Source organism: Hyphomicrobium sp. (assembly GCF_051860585.1).
GTDB lineage: Bacteria > Pseudomonadota > Alphaproteobacteria > Rhizobiales > Hyphomicrobiaceae > Hyphomicrobium_C.
The window spans coordinates 128,709-142,952 of the sequence record NZ_JBHYDS010000003.1; the positions used below are offsets into that span (position 1 = coordinate 128,709).

Below are 14,244 nucleotides of genomic sequence, written 5' to 3' on the forward strand. Positions count from 1 at the left end.
GGTCACCCCGCCTGGGATCAAGCCGCGCTCCCACGCCGCAGACGCGGCCAGGCGAAAGCCGCAAAAATCGCAACCAGCGTAACCGCTAGACCGAACCACGTCAGCGCGTATTCGAGGTGGCGATTGGGGATATCGAGCCGCGTGACGCCGCCCTTCGGCCATCCGCCGGGATTGGCCGGATCGACCGCCGCATCGACGAAAAACGGCAGGACGCTGGCGGGGTCGACGCCCGTGCCCAGCGACGCCGTGAGCCCCGCCAGATCGCGCCAGTACCAGACATTGTGGGCCCGGTCCGCGTCCGGCTCGAACGAGCCGTGCACGCCGGGCTTGCGCAACAGGCCGTGCACCTCGACGACGCCGTTGACCTGCCCCTCGGCGCGGGTCGCCGGATCCTTCATCGTGTCGGGCACGAAACCGCGGTTGACGAACAGCACATGGCCGCCTTCGGTCTCGAGCGGCGTGTAAACGTGCCACCCCGTCGCCCCGTCGGTCGACGCGAAGAGATGGCGTTCATCGCCGTGCCGGAAACGTCCCTTGACCGACACCGGACGATACTCCTCCGTCGCCAGGGCCTTCCACGCATCGGCTGGCTGCTCCAGCGGCACAGGCGCCTTACCGAGCTCCTCGGCGATCGAGGCGATCAGCCCTTCCTTCCAGGCTAGCCGCTCCATCTGCCAGACGCCGAGCCCGATCAGGATTGCCAACGCCACCAGCGTCATCAGTCCCGGCCAGATCAGGCTTCGCCATCCGGCGCGCACGCCCGCGCTGTTCTCCGTTGTCATGCGTCAGTCCTTCGCCAGCCGGCCCTCTTCCGCCTTGTGCAACCATTGCAGTGCAATCAGGATCGCCTTCAGGAACCTGAGCAGCCCGAACGCGAACAGCGGCGTCAAGATCCCCCACAGCAGGGCATGCACCCAGACGGGCGGCCCGAACCTGAACTCCACGAACAGCGCCGCGCCGAGCACCACGAACCCGAGGATCAGGATCGCGAACACCGCCGGGCCGTCGCCGGTGTCGATGAACGCATAGTCGAGGCTGCACGCCTCGCACTTCGGCCGCAGCATCAACCCATTCTTGAACAGAGCGCCGCCTCCGCATCGCGGGCACCGCGCCAGCACTCCGGATGCGAGCACGGATAGCACGCCGCCTTGCCGGCCCTGCCGCTCCGCATCGTGGTCTTCGCCGGTCATGAAACCTCCCGGACGTCGGACGAGCCGACGGAGACAGGGCGCACCTGAAACGCAAAGGGGCCGGACGCAAGTCCAGCCCCTCGCTCGATCTTATATCGGTCGCGGGTCCGCTTGGCAGAAGTGCTTCGACAGCACGCCAGCCAAGGCGGAACCACCGCGCACCGGCCCTAGTGGCCGGCGCCCGGATGTGCGCCTGCGCCCCAGATGTAGATGGAGGCGAACAGGAACAGCCAGACGACGTCGACGAAATGCCAGTACCAGGCCGCCGCTTCGAAGCCGAAGTGCTGCTGCGGTGTGAACGCACCGCGCGTCGCACGCACCAGGCACACCAGCAGGAAGATGGTGCCGATGATGACGTGCGCGCCATGGAAGCCGGTCGCCATGAAGAACGACGAGCCGTACGCGTGACCGCCGAACGTGAAGGCGGCGTGCATGTACTCGTAGGCCTGCAGCGCGGTGAAGATCGCGCCGAGGATGACGGTGGCGAGAAGGCCGAGCACGAGGCCGCGGCGATCGTTCTTGAGCAGCGCGTGGTGCGCCCACGTCACGGTGACGCCCGACGAGAGCAGGATCAGCGTGTTGACGAAGGGAATGCCCCAGGGATCGAACGTGCCCTTGAAGTAACCGTTGACGGGCGCGCCCGTGGCCGGGATGACGGCTTCCGTTGCTTCGACCGGCACCGGTGGCCATTGGCCGCCGAACAGCTCATTGCGCGTCACCATGCCGACCGCTTCCTTCATGTTGTCGAGCGTGACGACATCTGCGGGAAACAGCGCGAAATCGAAGTAGGCCCAGAACCAGGCCACGAAGAACATCACTTCCGAGGCGATGAACAGCAGGATGCCGTAACGGAGATGAAGCTGGACGACGGGCGTGTGATCGCCGCGGTTCGCCTCAATGATGACGTCGCGCCACCACAGGGAAGCGATCGTCACAAGGCTCAGGAACCCGAGGGCGAAAACCCAGGGTCCATGGACGCCGAACAGGCCGGTTGCCCCTTCGCCCATGGAGCGCATCCAGATGACTGCTCCGATGGCCATAACGAACGCCGAGAGCGAAGCCATAATAGGCCACGGGCTCGGGTCGAGCAGATGGTAGTCGTGTTGCTTGCCGTGCGCTTGGGCCATTTTCGTCTCCGTAAATCCCCGTTCGCTTTATTTTCCCCCGGCCTCGGCAAGCCCCGCGCCCATGATCTCAGTAGATCAGTTCGGCGGCACGTGCCTCGGCCCGTCTCTTAACCCGCGGCATTGCGGCCCCGGGGTTCCGTCGATCCGGGTGTCAGCGCCACTCGGCGCACCACATCGGATCGTTCGTCTTGTAACCGGCGACGAACCCGTCACCGGATAACCTTATCCGCCCTTGCCCGTGTCGCCGGTCTTGACCTCGGCTTTCGCCCCGGTCCCGTCGATCGGATAGAAGGTGTAGGACAGCGTAATCTCCTTGACGAGCATCGCTTCGCGGTCCTTCTCGATCGACGGATCGACAAAGAACGACAACGGCATCTCGACACTCTCGCCGGCCGCGAGCGTCTGCTCCGTAAAGCAGAAGCATTCGATCTTGCTGAAATACGCGCCCACGATATCGGGCGATACGTTGTAGGTCGCAGACCCTGTGACGGCGTGCGGCGACGTATTGTGCGCTTTGTAGAAGGCCAGCGCGTTCTCGCCGATCTTGACCTCGATCGTCCGCTGCGCCGGCTGGAACTGCCACGGCATGCCCGGCGACACGTTGGCGTCGAAGCGAATGGTGATCTTGCGTTCGCTGATGGTGTCCGGCGCCTTGTCGGCGCGCATGGTCGTCCCGCCGTAGCCGGTCACCTGGCAAAAGAGCCGGTACAGGGGAACGGCCGCCCAGGTCATCCCGCCCATGGCGAAGAGCGCGACAAGGCACACCAGCACGACACCCCGATTGGTGCCGCGCCGAACCGGGTCAGGCTTGGACCCGATGGCCACTTGCGCGGCCTTGGTGCTGTTGTCGTCTATCGTCACGTCGTCTCCTGAGCGCTTAACCGATGGTCCAAACCCATCCTGGCCAGTAAAAACCCGAACCTAGTTCCCCATCCGCACGATCGTCGCCGCGTAGAACAGCAGCACCAGGAAGGCGAGGCCGAGCGCAATCGCCACGGAACGCAGACGCTGGCGCTGGAGGCGCTTCCTGTACTCGTCCTGGTCTTGCGTCACTGCCACTGAGCCTCCCTGAGCTTCGTAAAACGTCGTCGGCCGGATCGTTAGAACTTGAGCGCGATGTGCTCGCCGAGCAGCACCGCGAACAAGGCGAAGAGGTAGAAGATCGAAAACACGAACAGCTGCTTGGCCACGCGGTCGCCTTCACGGCCTTCGCGCACGCGCCAGACCTTGACCGCGAAATAGAGGAAGATCGCCCCAAGCACGGTCGACACGGCCGCATACGCGATGCCGCCGAGCCCGATGAAGTAGGGGCTGACCGCGAGCGGCACGAGCACGAGCGAATAGAGAAGGATCTGGCGGCGCGTCTCGTCGGGGCCCGCGACCACCGGCAGCATCGGCACGCCGACGCGCTCGTAGTCCCGGCAACGATAGAGTGCGAGCGCCCAGAAGTGCGGCGGCGTCCACATGAAGATGATGAGGAACATCAGCACGCTTTCCATCGTCACGGTGCCGGTCACCGCAGCCCAGCCGATCATCGGAGGGAAGGAACCCGCGGCGCCGCCGATAACGATGTTCTGAGGCGTCCGCCGCTTCAGCCACATCGTGTAGAAGAAAATATAATAGGCGATGGTGAGCGCAAGCAGGCCGCCCGCCACCCAGTTGACCAGAACGCCGAGCGTCAGCACCGACACGACCGAAAGCACGGAGCCGAAGGCCAGCGCTTCGTCGGGAGTGACGCGGCCGCGCGGGATGGGCCGGGCCGCCGTGCGCGCCATGCGCGCATCAATGTCGGCGTCGTACCACATGTTGAGTGCACCCGACGCACCGGCGCCGACGGCAATGCATATGACTGCGATGACGGCCAGAACCGGATGCAAGTGGCCCGGGGCCGCGAACAGCCCGGCGAGCGACGTGAACACCACGAGCGACATCACGCGCGGCTTCATCAGCTCGAGGAAATCGCTGACCGAAGGCTCCGCCGTGGTGATGCGGCTATCGAGTGTCCCTTCGGCGATCGAAGTCGTCATTGTTCTCAGTCCTCCCGCCGCGGGTTGCCCCCGCACGTGTCGCTCGCAATTCTGTGTTGCGGCCTTCGAGGTGACGGCGGGCGCTCACGCGTCCGCCGTCGATTGTCGAGTGAATGAGCGGCGAGGCTTCCGTCCCCGCCGCACACACTTAGTGGTGCGAGCTGCCCGTGATGCGCGGCAGCGTCTCGAACGAATGGAACGGCGGCGGCGAAGGCAGCGTCCACTCGAGCGTCGTTGCGCTCGGGCCCCACGGGTTGTCGCCGGCCGGCACCTTGCGGGCCAGGGCAACGAACACGCCGATGAAGAAGCAGAGCGTTCCGACAGCCGTCATGTACGAGCCGATCGACGATACGTGGTTCCAGAATGCGTAGGCATCCGGATAGTCGACGTAGCGGCGCGGCATGCCGGCGAGGCCGAGGAAGTGCTGCGGGAAGAACAGCACGTTCGCGCCGATGAACGTGATGTAGAAGTGCAGCTTGCCCCAGAAGTCCGAGTACATGTAGCCGGTCATCTTCGGGAACCAGTAGTAGTAGCCCGCGAAGATCGAGAACACGGCGCCGAGCGACAGCACGTAGTGGAAGTGCGCGACGACGTAATAGGTGTCGTGCAGCGCGCGATCCACGCCGGCGTTGGACAGCATGACGCCCGTGACGCCGCCGACCGTGAACAGGAAGATGAAGCCGAGCGCCCAGATCATCGGCAGCTTGAACTGCAGCGAGCCGCCCCACATCGTGGCGATCCACGAGAAGATCTTCACGCCCGTGGGCACCGCGATCACCATCGTGGCGAACACGAAGTAAGCCTGCGTGTTCACGTTGATGCCGGCGGCATACATGTGGTGCGCCCACACGATGAAGCCGACGAGGCCGATTGCAACCATGGCGTAGGCCATGCCCAGGTAGCCGAACACCGGCTTTTGCGAGAACGTTGCGATGATGTGGCTGACCATGCCGAAGCCGGGAAGGATCAGAATGTAAACTTCCGGATGGCCGAAGAACCAGAACAGATGCTGGTAGAGGATCGGGTCACCACCGCCGGCAGGCGAGAAGAACGTCGTGCCGAAGTTGCGGTCCGTGAGCAGCATCGTGATCGCGCCGGCGAGAACCGGGAGCGAGAGAAGCAGCAGGAACGCGGTGATCAGCACCGACCACACGAACAGCGGCATCTTGTGGAGCGTCATGCCCGGTGCGCGCATGTTGAAGATGGTGGTGATGAAGTTGATCGCGCCCAGGATCGACGAAGCACCCGCGATATGCAGCGCGAGAATCGCGAGATCGACGGCCGGTCCAGGATGGCCCGCGGTCGAGAGCGGTGCGTACATCGTCCAACCGGCGCCGACGCCGTGCATGCCCGACGGCCCCTCGACGAACATCGAGATGACGAGCAGCGTCAGAGCGACCGGCAGCAGCCAGAACGAGATGTTGTTCATGCGCGGGAACGCCATGTCCGGCGCGCCGATCTGCAGCGGTACGAACCAGTTGCCGAAGCCGCCCATCGTCGACGGCATGACCATGAAGAACACCATGATGAGACCATGGCCGGTCACGAAGACGTTGAAGGTGTGCGGGTTGGTGAAGTACTGCATGCCCGGCTCGGCGAGCTCGAGACGCATGGCGATCGACAAGCCGCCACCGATCAGACCGGCGATCATGCCGAAGATCAGGTACATCGTGCCGATGTCTTTGTGGTTGGTCGAGAAAAGCCAACGACGAAGCCCGGTTGGGGCGTGATCGTGGTCGGCGTGTGCAGCGGTGCTACCCATTTTGTAAAACCCTTGTTGACCTGGGTGTTTCCGTTCCTGAGTTCAGGTCGGCGGCCGCGCGGCGGTCACCGTTTGAGCTCCAGCGCGTTATTGAACGCCCGTGGCGGCGGTCTTCATGCTCGCCTGCTCGAGGGCAACCTTGTCGAGGATTTCCTTGGCCTTCTTGCGGTCCTTGGACTGCATGGCGCCGGCCCACTCGCTGAAGACGGCATCGGAAACGACGCGCACCGCGATCGGCATGAACGCGTGGTTGAGACCGCAGAGTTCCGAGCACTGGCCGTAGTAGACGCCTTCCTGCTCAGCCTGGAACCAGGTCGAGGTCAGACGGCCGGGGACGGCGTCGACCTTCGAAGCGAAGGACTGGACGGTCCAGTTGTGGATGACGTCGTTCGAAGTCACCAGCACGTGGACGACCTTGTTCACCGGCACGACGATCTCGTTGTCGACGCCGAGCAGGCGGGGCGTCGGAATGCCCTTCTGGTTGCGCTCAGCGACTTCTTCGTCCGTCAGCATGTTGGAGGTGACGGTGAAGTTGCCGAAATCCGGATATTCGTGTTCCCAGAACCATGCGTTGCCGATCGCCTTAATGGTCACGTCGGGCTTCGGGTAGGTGTACTGGTTCATCAGCAGCTTGAACGAAGGGATCGCGATCACGACCAGGATCAGGATCGGGATCACCGTCCAGGCGATTTCAAGCATCGTGTGGTGGGTGGTCGTGCTCGGGGTCGGGTTCCGCTTCTCGCTGAAGCGGTACATCACGTAGAGCATCAGGATCAGCACGAAGAGTGCGATCGCGATGATGATGATGTTCGTCAAGTGGTAAAAGGCGTGCAGCTCATGGGCGATGGGCGTCGCCGCAGCCTGCAGAGTCATCTGCCCGGGAAGGGAATGGCCCAAACCGCTCTCAGCCATTGCGGCCGCCGGCAGTAGCAGCATTGCGAGCCCCGCAAGCGCCGCCTTCGGCCCACACTTGAAAATCCAATTCAGCATTCTCCGCTCCCCGGTTCGTGTCCCAGCGTTTGTGCTGGGAATCTCCCTTGTTTCGGTTCGTTCGATCTTGCCGATCGTTCTCGTCCGGCCGTGCGCCGGCCCGGACGGGACCCCCAAATGGCCCCATGTCGCCACATTCGACTGCTCGAATGTGCGCCTATGGCAGAAATCCCCAAAACGAAAGAGAGCACAATCGTCAAACACACCTCAAGTCAAGTTTTCTAAGCTCTAACCCCGCTTAATGCCGCAGGATCGCGCGATAAAATCTGTTGCACCGCAGCATAGCAACACGCGCTTCGGCGGCGGGTTTGAAACGTCAGCAGTCGGCGCGACGCGCGGCTTGCATTGCGGAGTCCCACTTTGGCCTTTTTCCTCGCCGAGACGATCCCGGTGCGCTAGAGCCGCGGATGCGCTGTTTATAGGCATTCGAGGGACGGACCGGCGCGCATTCGGGGACCTTTGAAAGACACATGGCCAACTCCATCGGCACGACTCAGGGGCGCAAACTTTTGCCCGCCTCCGGCACCTTAGGTATTTTGTGCGTCGCGTTATGCGCACTGTTAATGGGACTGCCCAGCACGGGTTTATCGCTTTTAAGTCCGGCGCTTGCCGGCGCCGAAAGCGGTGAGTCGCCGAAAGCGGCGGCGCTCTCGCCTCAGTTCGCCGACGGCACCGTGAAGGGCCAGTACGGCGACTGGCAGTACGTCTGCAAGCCGCCTCCGCCTGGCGCCAAGCACGAGGCCTGCGCGCTGGTTCAGAGCGTCACCGCCGAAGACCGCCAGAACGTCGGCCTGACGATCTACTTCCAGCAGTTCTCGAACGGCGTCAGGGTGCTGCGCGTTTTCGCGCCGGTCGGCATTCTGTTGCCGCCGGGCGTTGGCCTGAAGATCGACGGCGCCGATATCGGCCATGCGCCGTTCCTGCGCTGCCACACCTTCGCGTGCTACGCCCAGGTCACGGTCGAGGACAAACTGATCGAGCAGCTCAAAACCGGCAAAACGGCGATCTTTATTATATTTCAGACCGAGGAAGCCGGTATCGGCATTCCCATTTCTCTCGCGGGTTTCGGGGACGGCCTCGCCGCCCTCAAATAAGCACACAAAAAAGCCGTCGCGGATTGGTCGCGACGGCGCGTCTCAAGTCTCGGCAAACCTCATCGAATTCAACACTTCAAGGTGTCACGCGACGCGGCGTTGCTTGCTCGCGGGATCCTGCTTGGCGGCCGCGCCGTGGTCCTTCCCGCTGCCATTGTTGAAGCTGATGTAATCGCGCTCAGCACGTGCCGCACCCGCCGATCCGAACGATGCCGGCATCAGATGCGCCCAGGCGTCCGCCATCTTGCGTGAACTCTCGCCGTACTGTTCCATCGCCGTATGCCAGAACGCCATCTGTTCATTGAGAAAATCTTGCGGCGTCCGGCACTGCGCGAGGCGTGTCGGGGCTTGCAGATAAGCTTGCGTGCGGCGGTTGGCGAGACCCATCACCTCGAGCTGGCAGCGGGCTGCCACCTTGAGCGGCGCGGTGGCCTGAGCCGACAACGCCTGGGGGTCGAACCCCGGCAGGCCGTCGCCGAATGGCGACCGCCCCTGGCTGAAACTTTCGAGTGCGGAAAAGTAATTTTGAAACAGCGCGCCGAACGGACCAAACGCGTTCGGATCGAACCCCGCTTGTGTTGCCATGCCTTGAACTCCCTACTCGGGCCCCGGCTACGTGGCAGGAGCCTCGCAAACGCGCCTCGGAGGTAAGACGAGACTGCCTAGCATTTGATCAGAAAGAAACCGATCAAAGGAAGGCAATAACGAAAGTTTGATGAGTTTCGCACTGCTTTTTCACAATGCGGAAAATGCGACGCACATTTCGGCCGCGGCCGTCCCAGGCCCCGATAAAGCCCCGATAAATGAGTGTCATCAACCGGTGATTAGGGCGCGCTAAGCGGGCCTCGGACGTGCCAGCGTCCGATCCGGCCTCTCGAGGAGAACCACGCCCCATGTCCAACCATCGGCTACCACCCGCCGTCGCCTTCGAAGCGGCGGAGAACGAGGGCTCCAACACCACCTCGGGCCCGACCATGGGAGACCTCGTCGCCGAGCGTCTGTCCCGGCGCGATCTTGTGAAGGGGCTTGCCGCCGTCGCCGTGGCGGCCGAACTGATCTGGCCGGACGCGCTGAACGCCGCGCCAGGTACGAGCGCACCTGCGCCAAGTACAGGCGAGACCGCAGCCGATGCGAGCCGGTTCTCCTTCACCGAACTGGCCGTGAGCCCGGACTCGCCCACCCACCACGTCGCCGAAGGATACGACGCGGATGTGCTGATCCGCTGGGGCGACGCTGTGCTCGCCGACGCGCCGCCCTTCGCGCCCGGCAAGCCGGATGCCGCCGCCCAGCGCCTCCAGTACGGCTACAACAACGATTTTCTCGGCTACGTCCCGATCGACCGCCGCTCCGATCACGGTCTCCTGGTGGTCAATCACGAATTCACCAACGGCGAACTGATGTTCCCCGGCCTTGCCCCCCGCAGCGACAAGAACGCCGACTTCCAGGCGGTGACGCGCGAGGTCGCTGACGCTGAAATGATGGCCCACGGCGGATCGGTGCTCGAAATCCGCCGTGCCGACGGCAAATGGAACGTCGTCGCGGGCTCGAAATTTGCCCGCCGCATCACGGCCGAGACGCCGATGGACATCTCGGGACCGGCCGCCGGCCACGCTCGCATGAAAACCTCGGCCGACCCGAGCGGCACGCGCGTCCTCGGCATGATCAACAACTGTGCCGGCGGCATCACGCCGTGGGGCACCTGGCTCACCTGCGAAGAAAATTTCAACGGCTATTTCTGGGGCAAAGCCGCGGCCGAGCCGATCACCCCCGAAGCCCGCGCGCTGCGCCGCTACGGCACGCCTGCCGAATGGTATGCCTGGGGCCGCTACCACGACCGCTTCGACACGCTGAAGGAGCCGAACGAACCCAACCGTTTCGGCTGGGTCGTCGAAATCGATCCGTTCGATCCGCGCTCCACGCCGGTCAAGCGGACCGCCATGGGCCGCTTCAAGCATGAAGGCGCGGGCAACATCGTCAACGGCGACGGCCGGTTCGTGGTCTATCAGGGCGACGACGAGCGCTTCGACTACGTCTATCGCTTCGTCACCGATGGCAAAGTCGATGCCGAAAATCGCGACGCCAACAAGACCCTGCTCGATCACGGCGAGCTATGCGTTGCGCGCTTCCATCCCGACGGCAGCGGCGAATGGCTCCCGCTCGTCCACGGACGCCCCAACAAGGACGGTCAGGTCTGGCTCTCGGAACAAAACGGCTTCCAGAACCAGGGCGAGGTTCTCATCCACGCACGCCTCGCCGCCGATCTCCTGGGCGCGACACGCATGGACCGGCCCGAGGACATCGAAGTCAATCCGCGCAACGGCAAGGTCTATCTGGCGCTGACCAACAACAGCAAGCGCAAGCCGGACGGCACGGATGCCGCCAACCCGCGCGGACCGAACACCTTCGGCCATATCATCGAGCTGACGCCCACCGGCGGGGACCATGCGGCACCCACCTTCACGTGGGACATCCTCCTGAAGTGCGGCTCGCCTGACATCGCCGACGTCGGCGCGAGCTTCAATCCAGCCACTTCTGCAAACGGCTGGTTCGCCATGCCGGACAATTTCGCGGTCGATGCGGATGGCCGCCTTTGGGTCGCGACCGATGGTAATGACGCGCATCGCACGGGCCGCCATGACGGCATCTGGGCGATCGAGACGGAGGGCGCGAACCGCGGCGTGGCGCGCTGCTTCTTTCAGGTCCCGGTCGGCGCCGAAATGTGCGGACCTTGCTTCACGCCGGACCTGGAAACATTCTTCGTCGCCGTCCAGCATCCCGGAGAAACTCCGGACGACGCAGCCACGCCGTCGACGTTCGAGGCGCCCCTGACGCGATGGCCGGATTTCCAGGACGGCATGCCACCGCGTCCCGCCATCGTCGCCATTACGCGCAAGGGCGGCGGCAGGATTGCGAGCTGAGCAACAGCCCGGTCCGAAGTGAGCAACGGCCGGTCCGGAAGCAGATGGACCGGCCGCGACTGCCGATATGCCAAAATCAGCCGGCGAGCTTCGCCTTGATCAGTCCGAGCACGAGCGCCGTAACAGCGCCGCTCACGCCGCCGGTCGCGAAACCGGAAATGATGGTGTTGATGTCGAGACCCGACGACGCGGCAGCGCCGCCGAGCCCAAGCAGCGGGCCCAGGAGCTGACCGCCAAGTCCACCGCCGAGCGCGCCGGCGATGGTGTTGCCGAGCGTTCCGAGAGAGTCGTTCTTTGCAACTGCGTTGGCTGCATTGCCGCCGATGGCGCCGCTGACAGCCTGAATAAGCAATGCCGTAAGATCCATAGTATCGTCTCCCCAATTTCGATTTGGCCTGCGTTTTTGCGAAAGCTCAAATCGACCGAACACCGCCAGCCTTTCGCATGTGCCGAGTCAAAGCAAGAGAGCATTCGCGCTAACCACTTTCAGCTATCTGCCCGCCCCGCCCGGGAGTTTGAGGGTCCCATTTGGTAAATTGAGCCTTGCAGTCCCGTGCCCGGGCGGTGCAAACATCCTCATGGACCACGCGCACAGGGAAGCGCGCGCCTCTCGGCTTCCCAACGCACGAAATTAACGAATAGAATACAGAGAGTTGCTGGCCGAAGTGCGCCGGGATGCGGTTCCCAATCGAACCGGCGTGCCCTAGGATGCGCCGTCCGCGAAGTTGGAGAAGACCCTCGATGAACGTGCATGTCGTCCCGTTGCCCGCCAACACCGCTGACGGGGTCCGCCACGACTGGACCCGGGCCGAGGCGCAGGCGATCCACGATCTGCCGTTCAACGATCTCCTGTTCCGCGCCGCGACCGTCCAGCGCCGCTACTTCGACCCCAACAAGGTCCAGCTCGCCCGCCTGCTGTCGATCAAGACGGGCGGCTGCGCCGAGGATTGCGGCTACTGCAGCCAGTCCGCCCACCACGAGTCCGGCCTCAAGGCCTCGAAGCTGATGGAAGTCCAGCGCGTGATCGCCGAGGCGGCGAAGGCCAAGGAGCAAGGTGCGACGCGCTACTGCATGGGCGCCGCCTGGCGCTCGCCGAAATCGCGCGACATGGAGTCCGTCGTCGCCATGGTCGAGGGCGTCAAGGCGCTCGGCATGGAAACCTGCATGACGCTCGGCATGCTGTCCGATACCGACGTCGCCCAGCTCCAGCACGCCGGCCTCGACTACTACAACCACAACATCGATACGTCGGAGCGCTACTACTCCGAGATCATCAAGACCCGCTCGTTCTCGGATCGCCTCGACACGCTCGCGCGCGTGCGCGAAGCGGGCATCAAGGTCTGCTCGGGCGGCATCGTCGGCCTCGGCGAAACCGTCGAAGACCGCATCGACATGCTGATCACGCTCGCCAACCTCGATGAGCATCCCGAAAGCGTGCCGATCAACATGCTGATCCCGATCCCGGGCACGCCGCTTGAAAACCGCAAGAAGGTCGATCCGATCGCCTTCGTGCGCGTCATCGCGCTCGCCCGTATCATGATGCCGACCTCGTTCGTCCGCCTGTCTGCTGGCCGCACCGAAATGAGCGAGGAAACCCAGGCGCTCTGCTTCTTCGCCGGCGCCAATTCGATCTTCTGCGGCGAAACCCTGCTGACCGCCGACAATCCCGGCGAGGACAAGGACCGGGCGCTCTTTGACAAGCTCGGCATCGAGCCGATGGCGCTCGAAGGCCAATCCGCCGCTGCGACGCGCGAAAGCAATGACACGGAGCACGCCGGTTGCGGTTGCTCCGGGACCTCGTCATGTCAGACAGCCACGAGCGGGCTTTAAGGGCGCTGGAGCGTCGCGGACGCCTGCGCGGTCTCGCGGCCCGCAGCGGCATCGATTTCTCCTCCAACGACTACCTCGGCCTCGCCAATGCGCCGGAGCTCGTCGCAGCCGTCACGGCCGCGCTCGATCGCGGTGTTGCCGTGGGTGCAGGTGGATCGCGCCTGCTGCGCGGCAACGATCCCGAGCATGAGGCGCTGGAAGACGAGGCCGCGCGCTTCTTCGGCGCCGAGAGCTGCCTCTATTTCGGCGGCGGATTTGTCGCCAACTATGCGCTCTTCTCGACGCTGCCCGCGCGCGGCGATCTCGTCGTTCATGACGCCCTCATCCACGCCAGCGTCATCGACGGCATGCGCGCGGGCAAAGCCGGAACGGCGAGCGCCACCCACAACGACGCGCAGAGCTTCGACGACGCCATCCGCCGCTGGCGCGAAGGTGGCGGCGTCGGACGGCCGTGGATCGCGGTCGAAAGCCTCTATTCGATGGACGGCGACGCTGCCCCGTTGGACGACCTGATCCAGGTCGCGCGGCGGCATGACGGCATGCTCGTCATCGATGAAGCGCACGCCACCGGCGCCCTTGGCCCCGGCGGCCGCGGGCTCGGCTACGCGCTCGAAGGCGCGCCGGACGTCATCTCGCTGCACACCTGCGGGAAAGCCCTAGGCGCGACCGGCGCTCTTTTGCTTGCCCCACGTGTCATCCGCGATTTTCTCATCAACCGCGCGCGGCCCTTCATCTACGCGACCGCACCCTCGCCGTTGATGGCCGCCGCCGTGCGCGCCGCGCTCGATCTTGTGCGAAGCCAGCCCGCACGCCGCGAGCGCTTGGCCAATCTCGTCGCCTTTGCCGGACACGGGCTTGCGGAACGATGCGGCATCGCGCCCTCCGGTTCGCACATCCAGCCCATCGTACTGGGCGCCGACGAGCGGGCGATGGACGTGGCCCGCAGCCTCGTCGCGCAGGGCTTCGACGTCCGCGCCGTCCGGCCGCCCACCGTTCCGGAGAACACCGCCAGGCTGCGCATCTCGCTGACTCTCAACGCCGGTGAAGACGCGACCGCCCGCCTGCTCGACGCCCTCGCCGCCATCCTGCAGCGGGTGCCGGCATGACGGGGCATCAGACCGGGAATCCGAGGTTCCGAGTTGCGGTACCGCACGAGGATCCGGCGAGCCAAGCGTTTGTGGAAGCTGGCGTGGGTGCCGGCCTTCGCCGGCATGACGTCGAGAGAAAGCGGGCCGCACGCCACACACACTCCGTCATCCCGGCAGAGGCCGGGACCCACGCAAGTCTCCGGGCGTGCGACGCCAGT

Annotated in this window: 14 protein-coding genes; 4 read left to right on the plus strand and 10 right to left on the minus strand. The window is 64.4% G+C overall.

The window, feature by feature from the left end; translation table 11 throughout:
* Positions 1-17: 17 nt before the first annotated feature.
* The 8 genes from ACTIFK_RS06255 to coxB form a co-directional block, all read right to left on the minus strand.
* Positions 18-782, minus strand: a complete 765-nt coding sequence (locus ACTIFK_RS06255) for an SURF1 family protein (protein ID WP_439542193.1) — start codon at positions 780-782, stop codon at positions 18-20.
* A gap of 3 nt (positions 783-785) precedes the next feature.
* On the minus strand, positions 786-1,190 hold the full coding sequence (locus tag ACTIFK_RS06260) for a DUF983 domain-containing protein (protein WP_439542194.1): 405 nt from the start codon (positions 1,188-1,190) through the stop codon (positions 786-788).
* A 167-nt stretch (positions 1,191-1,357) separates the two neighbouring features.
* Positions 1,358-2,317, minus strand: a complete 960-nt coding sequence (locus ACTIFK_RS06265; RefSeq protein ID WP_439542195.1) for a cytochrome c oxidase subunit 3 — start codon at positions 2,315-2,317, stop codon at positions 1,358-1,360.
* 222 nt (positions 2,318-2,539) lie between these two features.
* Positions 2,540-3,178 carry a cytochrome c oxidase assembly protein gene (locus tag ACTIFK_RS06270; RefSeq protein WP_439542196.1) on the minus strand — a complete coding sequence of 213 codons (639 nt, stop codon included), beginning with the start codon at positions 3,176-3,178 and terminating at the stop codon, positions 2,540-2,542.
* Positions 3,179-3,238: 60 nt separating this feature from the next.
* Positions 3,239-3,376 (minus strand): hypothetical protein, encoded by a 138-nt coding sequence (locus ACTIFK_RS06275; RefSeq protein ID WP_439542197.1) that lies wholly within the window; start codon positions 3,374-3,376, stop codon positions 3,239-3,241.
* A 41-nt stretch (positions 3,377-3,417) separates the two neighbouring features.
* Positions 3,418-4,344, minus strand: a complete 927-nt coding sequence (locus ACTIFK_RS06280; protein ID WP_439542198.1) for a heme o synthase — start codon at positions 4,342-4,344, stop codon at positions 3,418-3,420.
* Between the two features lie 148 nt (positions 4,345-4,492).
* The gene (ctaD, locus tag ACTIFK_RS06285) at positions 4,493-6,106 is read right to left on the minus strand and encodes a cytochrome c oxidase subunit I (RefSeq protein WP_439542199.1); all 1,614 of its coding nucleotides are present in this window, start codon (positions 6,104-6,106) and stop codon (positions 4,493-4,495) included.
* 87 nt (positions 6,107-6,193) lie between these two features.
* Complete coding sequence (gene coxB / locus ACTIFK_RS06290; RefSeq protein WP_439542200.1) at positions 6,194-7,096, minus strand: cytochrome c oxidase subunit II; 903 nt, start codon at positions 7,094-7,096, stop codon at positions 6,194-6,196.
* Positions 7,097-7,659: 563 nt separating this feature from the next.
* Between coxB and ACTIFK_RS06295 the strand changes: the two genes are divergently transcribed.
* The gene (locus ACTIFK_RS06295) at positions 7,660-8,190 is read left to right on the plus strand and encodes an invasion associated locus B family protein (protein ID WP_439542201.1); all 531 of its coding nucleotides are present in this window, start codon (positions 7,660-7,662) and stop codon (positions 8,188-8,190) included.
* Positions 8,191-8,274: 84 nt separating this feature from the next.
* On the opposite strand, the gene ACTIFK_RS06300 is transcribed toward ACTIFK_RS06295, so the two are convergent.
* Positions 8,275-8,775 carry a phasin family protein gene (locus tag ACTIFK_RS06300; RefSeq protein ID WP_439542202.1) on the minus strand — a complete coding sequence of 167 codons (501 nt, stop codon included), beginning with the start codon at positions 8,773-8,775 and terminating at the stop codon, positions 8,275-8,277.
* 308 nt (positions 8,776-9,083) lie between these two features.
* Here ACTIFK_RS06300 and ACTIFK_RS06305 point away from each other — a divergent pair, with 308 nt between their 5' ends.
* The gene (locus ACTIFK_RS06305; protein WP_439542203.1) at positions 9,084-11,108 is read left to right on the plus strand and encodes a PhoX family protein; all 2,025 of its coding nucleotides are present in this window, start codon (positions 9,084-9,086) and stop codon (positions 11,106-11,108) included.
* Between the two features lie 76 nt (positions 11,109-11,184).
* Here the strand turns inward: ACTIFK_RS06305 and ACTIFK_RS06310 are convergent, their stop codons facing one another.
* Entirely contained in the window at positions 11,185-11,475 is a 291-nt protein-coding gene (locus tag ACTIFK_RS06310; RefSeq protein WP_439542204.1) for a hypothetical protein, read from the minus strand.
* Positions 11,476-11,849: 374 nt separating this feature from the next.
* On the opposite strand from ACTIFK_RS06310, the gene bioB reads away from it, so the two are divergent.
* Both bioB and ACTIFK_RS06320 read left to right on the plus strand, forming a co-directional pair.
* A complete protein-coding gene (gene bioB / locus ACTIFK_RS06315; RefSeq protein ID WP_439542205.1) occupies positions 11,850-12,938 on the plus strand; it encodes a biotin synthase BioB in 1,089 nt (362 codons plus the stop codon).
* Positions 12,911-14,044, plus strand: coding sequence for an 8-amino-7-oxononanoate synthase (locus ACTIFK_RS06320; RefSeq protein WP_439542206.1), 1,134 nt, complete (start codon positions 12,911-12,913; stop codon positions 14,042-14,044). Before bioB ends, ACTIFK_RS06320 begins: the two co-directional genes overlap by 28 nt.
* Positions 14,045-14,244: the final 200 nt, after the last annotated feature.

Bases quoted from the DNA above. Each gene is read 5' to 3' on its own strand.
- ACTIFK_RS06255 (WP_439542193.1), bottom strand. From the start codon at position 782: ATGACAACGGAGAACAGCGCGGGCGTGCGCGCCGGATGGCGAAGCCTG.
- ACTIFK_RS06260 (WP_439542194.1), bottom strand. From the start codon at position 1,190: ATGACCGGCGAAGACCACGATGCGGAGCGGCAGGGCCGGCAAGGCGGC.
- ACTIFK_RS06265 (WP_439542195.1), bottom strand. From the start codon at position 2,317: ATGGCCCAAGCGCACGGCAAGCAACACGACTACCATCTGCTCGACCCG.
- ACTIFK_RS06280 (WP_439542198.1), bottom strand. From the start codon at position 4,344: ATGACGACTTCGATCGCCGAAGGGACACTCGATAGCCGCATCACCACG.
- ctaD (WP_439542199.1), bottom strand. From the start codon at position 6,106: ATGGGTAGCACCGCTGCACACGCCGACCACGATCACGCCCCAACCGGG.
- coxB (WP_439542200.1), bottom strand. From the start codon at position 7,096: ATGCTGAATTGGATTTTCAAGTGTGGGCCGAAGGCGGCGCTTGCGGGG.
- ACTIFK_RS06295 (WP_439542201.1), top strand. From the start codon at position 7,660: ATGGGACTGCCCAGCACGGGTTTATCGCTTTTAAGTCCGGCGCTTGCC.
- ACTIFK_RS06300 (WP_439542202.1), bottom strand. From the start codon at position 8,775: ATGGCAACACAAGCGGGGTTCGATCCGAACGCGTTTGGTCCGTTCGGC.
- ACTIFK_RS06305 (WP_439542203.1), top strand. From the start codon at position 9,084: ATGTCCAACCATCGGCTACCACCCGCCGTCGCCTTCGAAGCGGCGGAG.
- ACTIFK_RS06310 (WP_439542204.1), bottom strand. From the start codon at position 11,475: ATGGATCTTACGGCATTGCTTATTCAGGCTGTCAGCGGCGCCATCGGC.
- bioB (WP_439542205.1), top strand. From the start codon at position 11,850: ATGAACGTGCATGTCGTCCCGTTGCCCGCCAACACCGCTGACGGGGTC.
- ACTIFK_RS06320 (WP_439542206.1), top strand. From the start codon at position 12,911: ATGTCAGACAGCCACGAGCGGGCTTTAAGGGCGCTGGAGCGTCGCGGA.